The 11,109-nt window shown below is 75.1% G+C and carries 11 protein-coding genes; 8 read left to right on the forward strand and 3 right to left on the reverse strand.

What is annotated here, in order from left to right; translation table 11 throughout:
* Nucleotides 1-239: 239 nt before the first annotated feature.
* Nucleotides 240-1,112 carry a hypothetical protein gene (locus tag H1A17_RS10330; RefSeq protein WP_194821730.1) on the reverse strand — a complete coding sequence of 291 codons (873 nt, stop codon included), beginning with the start codon at nt 1,110-1,112 and terminating at the stop codon, nt 240-242.
* A gap of 84 nt (nt 1,113-1,196) precedes the next feature.
* Between H1A17_RS10330 and H1A17_RS10335 the strand changes: the two genes are divergently transcribed.
* Together H1A17_RS10335 and H1A17_RS10340 are read left to right on the forward strand one after the other, a co-directional pair.
* A complete protein-coding gene (locus tag H1A17_RS10335; protein WP_088642360.1) occupies nt 1,197-1,727 on the forward strand; it encodes a peptidylprolyl isomerase in 531 nt (176 codons plus the stop codon).
* A gap of 27 nt (nt 1,728-1,754) precedes the next feature.
* Nucleotides 1,755-2,702: a rhomboid family intramembrane serine protease gene (locus H1A17_RS10340; RefSeq protein ID WP_194821731.1), complete on the forward strand. Its 948-nt coding sequence runs from the start codon at nt 1,755-1,757 to the stop codon at nt 2,700-2,702.
* A gap of 79 nt (nt 2,703-2,781) precedes the next feature.
* Here H1A17_RS10340 and H1A17_RS10345 read toward each other — a convergent pair whose 3' ends face one another.
* Nucleotides 2,782-3,207 carry a PH domain-containing protein gene (locus H1A17_RS10345; RefSeq protein WP_194821732.1) on the reverse strand — a complete coding sequence of 142 codons (426 nt, stop codon included), beginning with the start codon at nt 3,205-3,207 and terminating at the stop codon, nt 2,782-2,784.
* 104 nt (nt 3,208-3,311) lie between these two features.
* On the opposite strand from H1A17_RS10345, the gene H1A17_RS10350 reads away from it, so the two are divergent.
* The 6 genes from H1A17_RS10350 (at nt 3,312) to H1A17_RS10375 (ending at nt 9,218) form a co-directional block, all read left to right on the forward strand.
* Nucleotides 3,312-4,484, forward strand: a complete 1,173-nt coding sequence (locus H1A17_RS10350; RefSeq protein WP_194821733.1) for an acetyl-CoA C-acyltransferase — start codon at nt 3,312-3,314, stop codon at nt 4,482-4,484.
* 160 nt (nt 4,485-4,644) lie between these two features.
* Nucleotides 4,645-5,694, forward strand: coding sequence for a phosphotransferase (locus tag H1A17_RS10355; RefSeq protein ID WP_309236748.1), 1,050 nt, complete (start codon nt 4,645-4,647; stop codon nt 5,692-5,694).
* Nucleotides 5,695-5,821: 127 nt separating this feature from the next.
* Complete coding sequence (locus tag H1A17_RS10360) at nt 5,822-6,334, forward strand: hypothetical protein (RefSeq protein ID WP_194821735.1); 513 nt, start codon at nt 5,822-5,824, stop codon at nt 6,332-6,334.
* Between the two features lie 107 nt (nt 6,335-6,441).
* Nucleotides 6,442-7,137: a response regulator transcription factor gene (locus tag H1A17_RS10365; RefSeq protein WP_145922373.1), complete on the forward strand. Its 696-nt coding sequence runs from the start codon at nt 6,442-6,444 to the stop codon at nt 7,135-7,137.
* Nucleotides 7,130-8,569, forward strand: coding sequence for a cell wall metabolism sensor histidine kinase WalK (locus H1A17_RS10370; protein ID WP_194821736.1), 1,440 nt, complete (start codon nt 7,130-7,132; stop codon nt 8,567-8,569). The genes H1A17_RS10365 and H1A17_RS10370 overlap by 8 nt, the downstream gene beginning before the upstream one ends.
* Nucleotides 8,570-8,624: 55 nt before the next feature.
* Complete coding sequence (locus H1A17_RS10375) at nt 8,625-9,218, forward strand: hypothetical protein (RefSeq protein WP_145922371.1); 594 nt, start codon at nt 8,625-8,627, stop codon at nt 9,216-9,218.
* 66 nt (nt 9,219-9,284) lie between these two features.
* Here H1A17_RS10375 and H1A17_RS10380 read toward each other — a convergent pair.
* A partial coding sequence (locus tag H1A17_RS10380; protein WP_194821737.1) for a phospholipid carrier-dependent glycosyltransferase occupies nt 9,285-11,109 on the reverse strand: 1,825 nt, incomplete at its 5' end.

Here is an 11,109-nt window from a genome sequence, read left to right on the forward strand (position 1 = left end):
GACGCCCGCCGGGTGAGCCCGTAACGGTCGGGGAGAACCCTGAAAAATCCTTACGTTGTCGTGGGGGTCGCAGCCCGGGGCGGGTCTGATGCCGGTGGCGGGCCGTACCGTGCCGGGGGCTCCGGTTACGGGCGGCGCGTCGGCGTGCCGGGTAGCCCGGACCCCGCCGGGGGCCGGAAGCCGGCTGCGGCGCGGGACGACCGGGGGTCGTCACCGCGCCGCCGACGAGGTGCGGGGGATCAGCGCCGGGTGCTGGACGTGGTCTTCCCGGTGTCGAGCGCCTTGCCGAGGTCGTCGGCCGGCCGGCCGGAGACGTCGGTGGCACCCTCGGCGACCGAGGGGACCTTGTCGTTCGGGTGGATCACCGGCTTGCCGGCCGGGGTGCCGGCCGCCACGGCGGAACTGCCGACGCCGGTGGCCGGGGTGGCCGAACCGGTGGGCGTGGTGCCGCCCGCCGACGGGGTCTCGACCACCAGGATGTCGACGTCGTCGCGGGGGGCGTCGACGCCGGTGGCGGCCGAGGCGGTGGAGGCACCGGCGGCGGCCGAGGCGGTGCCGGCACCGGCGGCCGGCGGGACGGGGGCGGTGCCGATGCTGCGGGTCGGGTCGTACTCGGCCCACTCCTGCTGCTCACGGCGGCGACGCAGGGCCATCGCGCCGGCCACCCCGGCCACCGTGCCGGCGACCAGCAGGCCGGCCATCATGCCGCGCGAGGTCCGCTTCCGCTTCCGGGCCTTCGGGCTCTTCGCCTTGATCTTCTTGGTCACCTTGGCCTGCTTGGCGGCGGCGGCCTTCTTGCCGGCCACCGCCTTGCCGGCGGCCTCGGCCTGGGCGTTGCGCACCGCCAGGGCCACCGGGGCGAGCGCCGCGGCCGTCGTCGCCAGGCCGCTGGAGGCCCGGTCCCGCACCACGACCGCGGTCGGCGCGACGGCGCTGCGGGCCGCCTGGACCCGTGGGCCGACCGTGGCGCCGGCACCCTTCGCCGCGTGCGTGGCGGCCTGCCTCAGGTGACCGATGCCCTGGTGCAGCTCCACCTTTGCCAGCTGCCCCTGGGTCTTGCGCCGCCCGATTCCAAACACGGTCCCACCTCCTGGGAGTTGTTCCTTCGTCATCCTCCACCAACGGATGCCTCCGCACTGCCAGATGGGGCACATGGGAGGATCCGCATGGAACTGACCAACGAGTGAGGAGTACCCGTGGCCGAGGCTGTCTACGCCACCTTGCACACCAACGCTGGCCCGATCCGGCTGGAACTCTTCGGCAATCACGCTCCGAAGACGGTTCGTAACTTCGTCGACCTGGCCGAGGGCAACAAGGAATACACCGATCCCCGCACCGGTCAGCCGGGCAACGGGCCGTACTACGACGGCACCATCTCGCACCGGGTGATCAGCGGCTTCATGATCCAGATGGGTGACCCGACCGGCACCGGCCGGGGTGGCCCGGGTTACACGTTCGCCGACGAGTTCCACCCGGAGTTGCGCTTCGACCGGCCGTACCTGCTGGCGATGGCGAACGCCGGGCCGGGCACCAACGGCTCGCAGTTCTTCATCACCGTCGGGGCGACCCCGCACCTGAACAACCGGCACACCATCTTCGGCCAGGTGGCCGACGAGCAGTCGGCGAAGGTGGTGGACTCGATCGCCAACACCCCCACCGGCCCGAGCGACCGGCCGTTGCAGGACGTGGTGATCGAGCGGGTCGAGATCGAGCGTACCGGGGCCTGACCGCGGCTGCGAGGTACCTTTGCACGCATGACTGAACGCTCCGGGCCGGCCGGCGACGCCACCGGCGGGTCGGTGCCGACCACCCCGGTCTGCTACCGCCACTCCGACCGGGAGACGTACCTCAGGTGCTCCCGCTGCGACCGGCCGATCTGCCCGGACTGCATGCGGGACGCTCCCGTCGGCCACCAGTGCCCGGAGTGCGTGAACGAGGGACGCCGCAGCGTACGGCCGGCGCGTACCGCCTTCGGTGGCGGTGCCGCCGGCCGTCGCGGCCTGGTCACCCGCACCCTGATCGCGCTGAACGTGCTGGTGATGATCGTCTCGGTGCTCAGTGACCGGGGCGGCGACTCGCTGATCGGCGGCTCAGGCTTCGGCGGCCTGCTCGGTGGCGGAACCCCGCTGACCCAGTGGGGTTCGGTGCTCAGCTACGCCTCGTACGTGCCGTTCGGCGAGGCGCACGGCGTCGCCTCCGGCGAGTGGTACCGGCTGGTCACCGCGATGTTCCTGCACTACGGCGTGGTGCACCTGCTGCTCAACATGTGGGCGCTCTGGGTGCTGGGACGGGAGCTGGAGGCACTGCTCGGGCCGCTGCGCTTCCTCGGCCTCTACCTGATGGCCGGTCTCGGCGGCAACGTCGCGGCCTACCTGTTCAGCAGCCCCAACACCGCCTCGGCCGGTGCCTCGACGGCGATCTTCGGGCTGTTCGCGGCGGTCTTCGTGCTGATGCGCCGGCTCGGCCGGGACACCTCGGCGATCCTGCCGATCCTGGTGATCAACCTGATCTTCACGTTCACCGTGCCGGGCATCTCCATCCCGGGCCACGTCGGCGGGCTGCTCGTCGGGGCGCTGATGGCGCTCGTGCTGGCGTACGCCCCCCGGATGCGGCGTTCGGTGTTCCAGGCGGCCGGTGCGGGGGTCATCCTGCTCGCGCTGCTCGGCCTGGTGATCGTCCGTACGGTGATGCTGCTCGGCTGACCCGGCCCTGCCGCTGATGCGCCGATGTGGCGGTGTCGGGGTCGACCGGATACCGCTACGTCGGCCCCGTCGGGGTCGGTCAGGGGCGGGCGGCCCGGACCGCCTCGGCCACCTCGGCCGGGGGCGCGCCCAGGTCGGAGCGGCCGAGCAGGTGCAGGGTCTCGCCCGCGTCGATCTCCAACGTTTCGCCGGTCAGCCCGAACCGGGTCCGCCGGTCCACGGTGACCGCCTCCACCGCTTCCCACGGCAGGTGCCGCCGCCCGGCGTACCCCCGGACGACGGTGATCCCGGCGGCGTCGACCGCGAGCCGGACCGGGGCGAGCAGGTCGCGTACCGCCCAGGCGGCCAGGCCCACGGCAGCGGCGACGGCCAGCGCCAGCCGGACCGGGTCGCCGTCGGCGAGCAGCAGTCCGAGGGCGACCAGCCCGACCGCGCCGGCCAGCTTCACCGCCGGGACCGCCGGGGGGACCCGCCACTGACGGGCCGGAGACGTTGGTGGATGCACCGTCCCAGCATGCCAGCCGCGCCGGGCCGGCCCCGGCGACGCGGGGGGCGGACCGGCGGTCGGCGACGTAGTATCGACACAGCCGAAGTTACCGGGGAGTAGTCATGAGTGACGCAGTCATCGTCGGTGCGGTGCGTACCCCGGTCGGGCGACGCAAGGGCGGCCTGGCCGAGGTGCACCCGGTCGACCTGTCGGCGCACGTGCTGCGCGCCCTCGCCGACCGCACCGGCATCGATCCCGGCCAGGTCGACGAGGTGGTCTGGGGCTGCGTGTCCCAGGTCGGCGAGCAGTCCTGGAACGTGGCCCGCAACGCCGTGCTCGCCGCCGGCTGGCCCGAGTCGGTGCCCGGCACCACCCTCGACCGGCAGTGCGGTTCCAGCCAGCAGGCCCTGCACTTCGCCGCCGCGACGGTCGTCTCCGGGCAGGCCGACCTGGTGGTGGCCGGTGGTGTCGAGTCGATGACCCGGGTGCCGATGGGGTCCAGCGTCGGCGACGGCATGCCGTTCAGCGACCGCATCCGGGCCCGCTACCGGGGCGTCGAGGGCTTCGCCGACGACCAGCCGCTCCCGTTCAACCAGGGGGTCGGCGCCGAGCTGATCGCCGCCCGGTGGCGCTTCTCCCGCAGTCAGCTCGACGAGTTCGCCCTGGCCAGCCACGAGAAGGCCGCCGCCGCGCAGGACGCCGGGGCGTTCGACCCCGAGCTGGCCCCGGTGCCACTGAGCGACGGCCGCTCGTTCGCCGCCGACGAGGGCATCCGCCGGGACACCTCCCTCGCCGCGCTCGGCGAGCTGAAGACCCCGTTCCGCGCCGACGGGGTGGTGACCGCCGGGTCCGCGTCGCAGATCTCCGACGGTGCCGCCGCGCTCGCTGTCACCACCAGCGAGTGGGCCAGCCGGCACGGCCTGCGCCCGCTGGCCCGGGTGCACACCGCCGTGGTCGCCGCCGACGACCCGGTCGCCATGCTCACCGCCCCCATCCCGGCCACCGCGAAGGTGCTGCGCCGCGCCGGCCTGGGCATCGAGGAGATCGGCGTGTACGAGGTGAACGAGGCGTTCGCCCCGGTGCCGCTGGCCTGGCTCGCCGAGACCGAGGCCGATCCGGAGCGGTTGAACCCGCGCGGCGGGGCGATCGCGCTGGGGCACCCGCTCGGCGCGTCCGGTGCCCGGATCATGACGACGATGCTCCAGCACATGCGGGACAACGACCTCCGGTACGGCCTGCAGACCATGTGCGAGGGCGGCGGCATGGCCAACGCCACCATCCTCGAACTCCTCTGACGACGCCCGCCCGCGCGCCCCGCCCGCCGGCGCGCCCCGCAACGGGGTCGAGGTTGCGGTGTCCGGGTGGCCTTGATGCCGCTACATCGGCCCCATTGCGATCCCGCCCGGCCGGAAAATGACGGGTGTCGGGGCGGGTGGGTGGCCTAATCTGCGCGGCGTGACGATCGTCTCTGTGGCCCCCGGGTGGGCCGACCCGCAGTGGCGGGCCACCGCGCTGGACTGGGTGACCGGGCAGCTCGACCGGCACGGCCGGCGGGTCACCGGCCCGGTCGAGGCCCGGCAACGCCCCTGGTCGCTGGTCTGGCGGGTGCCCACCGACGCCGGGCCGTACTGGTTCAAGGCGAACAACCCCGGCACGGCGTACGAGGCGGTGCTGCTGGCCGAGCTGCCCCGGCACGTCCCCGGGCGGGTGCTCGATCCAGTGGCCGTGGACCCCGCGCGGGGCTGGTCGCTGCTGCCCCACGGTGGCCCGTCCCTGCGTGACCTGGCCGAACCCGATCCGGCCCGGTGGGCCGACGTGCTGGTCGCCTACGCCGATCTCCAACGGACGGTGACGCCCCGGGCCGACGAACTCGTCGCGCTCGGCGTGCCCGACCAGCGGCCGGCGGCCCTGCCGGCCCTGCTCGCCGACCTGCTCGACGACCGGGCCGCCCTGCTCCTCGACCCCGGACACGACGCCCCCGACACCCGCACGGCCGCCGGGGACGACGGCGACGGTGCCGGGAGCGACGACGGTGGGCTGGACGCGGCGACCTACGAGCGGCTGCGGGCGTACCAGCCGCGCTTCGCCGAGGACTGCGGGCGGCTCGCCGACACCGGCATCCCGGCCAGCGTGCAGCACGACGACCTGCACGACGGGAACGTGTTCGCCGCCGACGGCTACCGCTTCTTCGACTGGGGCGACGCCTCCGTGGCGCACCCGTTCGGCACCCTGCTGGTGACCCTGCGGTCGGTGGCGCACACCTACTCGCTGCCCGAGGGGGATCCGGTGCTGCTGCGGCTGCGGGACGCCTACCTGGAGGCGTGGACCGACCGCCACGACCGGGCAGCCCTGCGGGAGGCCGCCGGGCTGGCCGTACGGGTGACCACGGTGAGCCGGGCGCTGTCCTGGCGGCGGGCGCTGGCCACCACCGACCCGACCCGCGCCGAGTACGCCGACGCGGTGCCGGGCTGGCTCGGTGAACTGTTCGCGCCGATGCCGGTGTGACCTCCGAGCCCCCCGGGTCGGGTCGTCGGTACGGAAAAGACGCACCGGTGGTGCGACCCGGGGGAGTGGAAGTTCCAAAAGTCGACAGTGACCCACATCACCCCCGCTCACGGCTCGTTGGCCAGGTATGGACGTCTTCTCGCGCACCTTCCTCCCGGCCGCCGCCGAGACCGGGCTGGCGGTCCAGACGGTGAGCCGGCACATGCCGGTCTTCCGCCAGTGCGTCGGGTCGGGGGACGCCACCATCCTGGTCGCCCGGTGCGCCCGCCCCGACCGCCCGGTCGACGGCGACTACCTCCTGCTGCTCACCCACCGCCGGCTGGTGGTGACCCGGCAGACCCGGGTGCTGCACCGGCTGCGCCTGCACCTCAACACCGAGCTGCGGGAGCTGAGCAACGTCACCTGGAGCCCCGACCCGCGCGCGCAGGCCGTCGAGCTGGCCGCCACCGCGATCGACGGGGCGCGGGAGCGGTTCGTCATCCGCACCCAGCACCCGAAGCAGGTGTGGCAGCTCGACACGCTGCTGCACCACGCGTTCCGGACCCGGCTGCGCCGGCCCGAGGAACGGGTCGTCGCCACCATCGGTGACACCCCGACCGTCGCGCCGGCCCCGCTGCTGCGCCCGCTGCCGGCCCGCTGACCGTCCGCCGCGCCCCCACGTCCGCTGCCGGCCCGCCGACCGGTTCCTTACCTGACCCGAACACGGCCGTCCGCACCGCCCGAGCCCGGGTCGGTCATCATGGGCCGGTGACCGTCGATGCCACCGCACCACGTGGGCTCGTCCTCGTCGTGGAGGACGAGCCGGCCATCGCCGACCTGGTCCGGCTCTACCTGGGCCGGGACGGGTTCGGCGTACACCTGGAACGGGACGGCACGGCCGGACTGGCCGCCGCCCGCCGGCTGCGCCCGGTGGCCTGCGTACTCGACATCACCCTGCCGGGCCTGGCCGGCACCGAGGTCTGCCGGCGGCTGCGCGAGTCCGGCGACTGGACCCCGGTCATCTTCCTCACCGCCCGCGACGACGAGGTCGACCGGATCGTCGGCCTGGAGTTGGGCGCCGACGACTACGTCACCAAACCGTTCAGCCCCCGGGAACTGGTGGCCCGGGTCCGGGCGGTGCTGCGGCGGACCGTAGGTGCCCCCGACGGCGCGGACCGGCCCCGCACCGTCGGCCCGGTCACCCTCGACCCGGCCCGGCGTACGGTGCTCGCGGCCGGCACCCCCGTCCAGCTCACCTCCACCGAGTTCGACCTGCTCGCCCACCTGATGGCCCGTCCCGGCCGGGTCTTCACCCGGGAGGAACTGCTGGCCGGGGTCTGGGGGTACGCGGCGCACGCCGGCACCCGTACCGTCGACGTGCACGTCGCCCAGGTCCGGGCCAAGCTCGGCGCGGCCAGCGTGATCCGCACCCACCGGGGCGTCGGGTACGCCGCCAATGGCTGAACCCCCCACCCCGTCGGCCGCTCCCCGCCGGGGCGTCGCCCCGCGCCGCCGCCGGTCCCTGCACACGCTGACCGCCCGCGCGGTGCTGGTCAGCTGCGCGGTGGCGCTGGTGTCGGTGCTGGTCACCGCCCTGGTCGCGGTCCCCCTGGCGGTACGCGGGGTGGAGCGCCGCGACCAGGAGGCGCTGGCCGCGCAGGCCCGGCTCGCCGCCGACGTGCTCCGGGTCCGCCCCAGCCGCCAGCGCGACGCGGCCGGCGACCGGCTGATCCGCCAGCTCAAGGACCAGCAGATCGAGGTGTACGTCGTCCAGGGTGGGCTGGCCGACCGCCCCGGCCTGCCCCGGCAGGTGGTGAACCGGATCTCCTCCGGCCGGGACGTCTCCGGCCGCCGGTTCGTCAACGGCCAACGGACCCTCGTCGAGGGACGGGCGCTGCCCGGCGGCGAGGGGGTGGTGCTGACCCGGGGCACCCCGCAGGGACCGTGGCGGCAGGTGCTGCGCGCGCTGTGGCTGCCGCTGCTGGCCGGGCTCACCGCGGGGGCGGCGGCCGGGCTGCTGCTCGCCCGTCGACTGGCCCGGCCGATCCGGCACGCCGCCACCGCCGCCGCCCGGCTGCGCGCCGGTGACCGGGCCGTCCGGGTGCCCGTCGAACCGCCCGACGAGGTCGCCGACCTGGCGTACGCGTTGAACGGGCTGGCCGCCGCGCTGGCCACCAGCGAGGGCCGGCAGCGGGAGTTCCTGCTCTCCGTCTCGCACGAGCTGCGGACCCCGTTGACCGCGATCCGGGGGTGGGCGGAGGCGCTCGCCGACGGGGTGATCGGCGCGGACGAGGCCACCGCGACCGGCCGGACCATGCTCGCCGAGGCGCAGCACCTGGACCGGCTGGTCGCCGACCTGTTGGCGCTGGCCCGGCTGGAGGCGGTGGACTTCCCGCTGGAACCGGTGCCGGTGGACCTCACCCGGCTGGCCGCCGACGCCGAACGCACCTGGTCGGAGCGGTGTGCGGCGGTCGGGGTGCCGTTCCGGCTGGAGACGCCGGGCGCGGCGGTGCCCGCGTACACCGATCCGGGGCGGATCAGGCAGGTGGTGGACGGGCTGCTGGAGAACGCGCTGCGGGTCGTACCGCCGGGGGCGCCGGTGGTGCTCGCGGTCCGACCGACCGGTGCCGGCCCGACCGCCGGTGGGTTGGTCGAGGTCCGCGACGGCGGACCCGGTTTCACCGACGACGACCTGGCGGTGGCCTTCGAGCGGGGGGCGCTGCACCAGCGCTACCGGGGGCTCCGGAAGGTGGGCAGCGGGTTGGGGCTGGCGCTGGCCGCGGGGCTGGTCCGCCGGCTCGGCGGGGATATCGTCGCCGGGCACGCCGCCGAGGGGGGCGCGGCGTTCACCGTCCGGCTGCCCGCCCATCCTTACCTGACCCGAACATCGGCCTGACCCCGCGCCCATCCCGTGCCGCGACGCTGGTGGCATCACGGACGAGAGGACAGTCATGGCACATCGGGGAATCGCCGTCACCGCCACCTCGCTGCTCGCGGCGCTCACGTTCGGCGTCGCCGGCTGCGGAACGGCCCAGGTCGCGCAGGACGGCACGAAGGCCGCCACGGTCGACGTGGCCGCCGCGCTGGGCGTCGAGGGGTTGGCGCTGGCCGCGTGGGGCCTCGACCCGGCCGAGTTGGACCTGCTCGCCGCGCCCGCCGCGTCGACCACGCCGTCCCCGCAGGCCGGGGCGAAGGGCAAGCGTGGCGAGCGGGCGCAGGAGCTGCGGCAGCGCCGGCAGGCCCGGGTGCAGCTGGGCCGCAACGGCCTGCACGGCGAGGCGGTGGTGCAGACCAAGGACGGCACGAAGACCGTCGTCGTGCAGCGCGGCGAGGTGACCGCGATCGACGGGGACTCGGCGACGGTGAAGTCCACCGACGGCTTCACCCTGACCTGGAAGCTGGGCGACCAGCTCCGGGTGGTCGAGCGGCGGACCACCGTCAAGGCCAGCGACGTGAAGGTGGGCACCAAGGTCAACGTGGCCGGGGCCAGGGACGGGGACGCCAGCGTCGCCCGGCTGATCGTGGTGCCGATCAAGCAGAAGTGACCCGTGGGGGACCGGTCGGGGCCGGCGTGGACCACCACGCCGGCCCCGACGTGTGTTGCCCGTGGCTCAGCGGGTCGGGGGCAGCGCGTAGCCGACGTGGTCGCGGTACTCGATCGTCCAGCCCGCCGGAACGAGCCGGGCGCACTCCGTGCGGGGGCCGGTGCAGACGATCGCGTCGACCGAGGTGGGGTCGGCCGGCGGCCGGTCCGGCAGCACCGACTGCAACGCCACCAGGTCGGGCGACCGGCCGTCGTCGTCGCGCAGCAGCAGCCACCAGGGGTACTCCCAGTTGTCGTTCTGCTGCACCAGGCCGATCCGTCGGGCGTCGCTGGCCCGTACCGCCGAGGCGGCCCAGCGGAACTCGTCGGCCCACTGCGGCCGGCGCAGGAACCGGGTGTCCCACTCGGTGGTGGTGAAGACCGAACCCGCGCCGACCAGCCGGCGGGGGAAGCCGTAGGACAGGGCCAGCACGCCGGCCAGCGCGGAGGTGGCCAGCACGGTCACCACCAACCCGGCGGCCACCGACCGGCGGCCCGCCCCGGCCCGCCGCCGCAGCACCGCGTCGACCCAGAGCCCCGCCAGGGGTACGGCCAGCACCAGCGCGTACAGCAGCAGCCGGTTCCCCCACGGCTGCCACTTGATCATCGCGGTGTGCAGGACCACCGCGCCCACCACCACCCCCGCGTACGCCCGCAGCACCCCCGACCGACCGGGGACGACCCGGCGGGGCCGGGTCAGCGCGACGACCGCCCCGATCAGCGCCAGCGCCCCGACCAGCGGGAAGGCCACCCGGTCCTCGTCGGGATACCAGGCGGGCACCGGGAAGACCTCCCGGCCGAACGTGATGGCCCGGTCCTGCGGGTCGACGCCGATCGCCCGGGAGCCGTCCATGATGGCCGAGGCGGTGCCGGCGCGCAGCGGGGCCAGCGGGGTGTCGAACGCGGTGTGCCCGATCCGCAGCGCGTTGACCAGCACGGCGGCCGGGTCGTGCCGTTCCATCGGGATGGACTCCCGCAGTCGGGGCGGCCCCAACGGGTGGCCGAACTCGGCCGTCTCCCGGGCCAGGAACGGCCCCACCACCGTCGCCGCGACCAGCAGCACCAGCAGTGAACCGCCCACCGTCCGGGCCACCTGCCGGGCCCCGGTCGGCGTCGCCCGGTCGGCGACGCCCTCTGCGGGGCGGCGGGCCAGGCGGAGCTGGGCCAGGCCCCAGAGCAGCAGCAGCGGCCCGACGGCGATCAGCCCGCTGGTCTTGGTCAGCGCGGTCAGGCCGGTGGCCGCGCCGAGCGCCAGCGCGTCGGTCAGGCCGGCCCGGCGGCGCAGACCGTCCAGCACCAGGGTGGCGGCGCAGGCGGCCCAGGCGGCGGCGACCAGGTCGGTCTGGGTGCTGGTCGCCTGGAGGGCCACCATCGGCGTGGTGGCGAGCAGGAACGCGGTGACGAGCTGGGCCCGCCGGCCACCGCCGAGCTGGGCGGTGATCCGGGTGGCCGCGAGCAGGCAACCGATCCCGGCGGCCCACTGCACCAGGTTGTGCAGGGCGTCCCCGCCGGTGAACAGGCGCAGGTGCAGCAGCAGGTATTCCGCGCCGGGCGGGATGGTCACCTGCCGGTGGATGGCGGTGGGCCAGAACTCCAGGCTGCCCTGGGCCACCCAGTGCTCCACCTTCGGCAGGTGGTAGGTCTGCGAGTCGAAGTTGTTCGGCTCGGCCAGCAGCGCCACCACCAGCTCGATCAGCACCACCGCGAGCACGGTGCCGGCGAGCAGCCGTTCGCCCCGGGTCGCCGTACGCCGGAGGTGGGTGAGCCGGTCCGCCCAGCCGGTCAGCAGCGCCGCGACGCCGCCCCGGACGGTGGCCGGGGGCGCCGCAGCGTCGGCCGGCGGCCGCGGCCCG

Origin of the sequence: Micromonospora sp. S-DT3-3-22 (genome assembly GCF_015354745.1) — a bacterium.
In the GTDB taxonomy this organism is placed as follows: domain Bacteria; phylum Actinomycetota; class Actinomycetes; order Mycobacteriales; family Micromonosporaceae; genus Micromonospora; species Micromonospora wenchangensis.

Bases quoted from the DNA above. Each gene is read 5' to 3' on its own strand.
- H1A17_RS10330 (WP_194821730.1), bottom strand. From the start codon at position 1,112: ATGACGAAGGAACAACTCCCAGGAGGTGGGACCGTGTTTGGAATCGGG.
- H1A17_RS10340 (WP_194821731.1), top strand. From the start codon at position 1,755: ATGACTGAACGCTCCGGGCCGGCCGGCGACGCCACCGGCGGGTCGGTG.
- H1A17_RS10350 (WP_194821733.1), top strand. From the start codon at position 3,312: ATGAGTGACGCAGTCATCGTCGGTGCGGTGCGTACCCCGGTCGGGCGA.
- H1A17_RS10360 (WP_194821735.1), top strand. From the start codon at position 5,822: ATGGACGTCTTCTCGCGCACCTTCCTCCCGGCCGCCGCCGAGACCGGG.
- H1A17_RS10370 (WP_194821736.1), top strand. From the start codon at position 7,130: ATGGCTGAACCCCCCACCCCGTCGGCCGCTCCCCGCCGGGGCGTCGCC.
- H1A17_RS10375 (WP_145922371.1), top strand. From the start codon at position 8,625: ATGGCACATCGGGGAATCGCCGTCACCGCCACCTCGCTGCTCGCGGCG.